Annotated in this window: 2 protein-coding genes and 1 pseudogene; all 3 read right to left on the reverse strand. The window is 44.1% G+C overall.

The window, feature by feature from the left end; genetic code table 11:
• A pseudogene (locus Xsze_RS23060) lies at window positions 1–95 on the reverse strand (integrase domain-containing protein); the annotation flags it as partial.
• A gap of 481 nt (window positions 96–576) precedes the next feature.
• On the reverse strand, window positions 577–768 hold the full coding sequence (locus Xsze_RS21985; protein WP_141557248.1) for a hypothetical protein: 192 nt from the start codon (window positions 766–768) through the stop codon (window positions 577–579).
• Window positions 769–920: 152 nt separating this feature from the next.
• Window positions 921–1259 (reverse strand): hypothetical protein, encoded by a 339-nt coding sequence (locus Xsze_RS21355; protein WP_244431867.1) that lies wholly within the window; start codon window positions 1257–1259, stop codon window positions 921–923.
• Between the last annotated feature and the right edge of the window lie 442 nt (window positions 1260–1701).

A 1701-nucleotide genomic window follows, 5' to 3' on the forward strand; every position in this document is an offset into this window, starting at 1 on the left:
GAGACCGTGGCAAAACTCCCGCCGGCTTTTCGGGCATGAGTGATAAATTCTTTCCTGAACCGCTCAACTTTTGAACGTGCTGATTTCTGCGCCATCTCCGCATCTCCTGTCACTTTGCCTCTGTTTTTATTCATTTTTCATTCGTTTTTTTATTCATTTTAAAAACCAGTCTCTGCGTGTCGGTTCAGGTTCACCGTTCCGTGGTGCGTCAGATAATGTGTAGCAGAGCGAAGGTGGTGTTGAGTTTTTGCAGGAGCTCGCGACGTGCTCAGCACAGCGATACATGCTCCCCGTTCAGTACCTGATTCAATCAGGATGAACGCCTCATTATCGTAACGTGGGTAATTTCTCCTTTTTTCGGTATCAGCCTGTTGCCAGGCAGTGGGTTAAAAAAACAAACGAAGCTAGTCGATTCAGACAGAAAAAGGCCCGTAACAATGGGTGACTTTGAGTAATACGGGGATCAAATGGATCGTAAAGGCAGGCCGAATGTGCTCTGGACGTTGGCCGCTTAGCGGCGTCACTTGGTAATCGCACTGCTTTTACGCAAGTGACGCCGCACAACATTCAGGACGTTTATCGTCGGTATTCGGGACAACGCAAAGCCTGCGCTGTTCGTATTGCGTGATAAGCCGGTCGTGAATCACACCGGATAACTTTCATCGCCGGACGGTGGATTATTGTCTGACGATAACTGCTTCCAAAAGTGCGCAGATATACCGCTGGGTAATGCGCTCCCTTGCAGGCTACGGGAGCTTTTTTCGCCATCGAACGGGTGATCCTCACAGGCGAACAGATCACTATTAATCACATTTCGATGGTAGCGTGTGCATCAAACCGGGTCAATGTCAGTGCGATGATCTCTGCCCCACGGTTTTTACACGCTCAGGGAGCTCAGATTCAAGCGCAATGCCGCTCCTTTATTCTTTAATGTTCAGGGGCTTTTTATCGGTAATGCCGGTTAATTCTGACAAATCAACATCCTTCCCTTCAGTCAGAAAGCGGTTTCTGCGTCTCAGGTTGTACAGGTGACGACAATGCTCACACATGTCATTCATATTCGCCGGGTTTCTGATGACCCTGAGTGATCTGACGGCGTATTTACCACATCGGCACCGCACGACATAAATGGATGTGCTTTTCGGGTTACCGCGTTGTGATAAAGGGCGGACACCTAACACCGTAAAAAAGCCATATTCATACCCCTGAACTTGCATCAGTATGTTGATTAAATTGGGTTCTCTTTTCGTTAACCGCAAATCATACGTCGTTTTGTAAGGAATAAAATGATCGGATTGTTTTTTAATTTTTTTATTTTTTTATTTTTTTATTTTTTTATTTTTTTATTTTTGTGATTTTTATCAATATCACGCATGACTTTCCCTGAACCTTTTCAGACGATATTCAAGGCGTTCCAATTTAATCCTTTTTATATTGAATTCAATAGCGAAAAAATTAAATTGAATCGGTAAGTCGAATTTTCCCCACATTTATTTAATGACAATAAACGGCGAAGCCTCAATGGCTTCAACCACTGAGGCTTCTATAAATCGTCTACTATCATTAAAACGGCATTATTGATATAGAACATGTTAAGTATAACGTTTTTAGTGTAAGTCACATGAACTTAACTACCACCTACTGAAGTAGGTGGGTTAGCGCACTTCGGTGCCGACGACTGAAAGTCGTCGAACCACGCAC

Origin of the sequence: Xenorhabdus szentirmaii DSM 16338, assembly GCF_002632585.1 — a bacterium.
In the GTDB taxonomy this organism is placed as follows: domain Bacteria; phylum Pseudomonadota; class Gammaproteobacteria; order Enterobacterales; family Enterobacteriaceae; genus Xenorhabdus; species Xenorhabdus szentirmaii.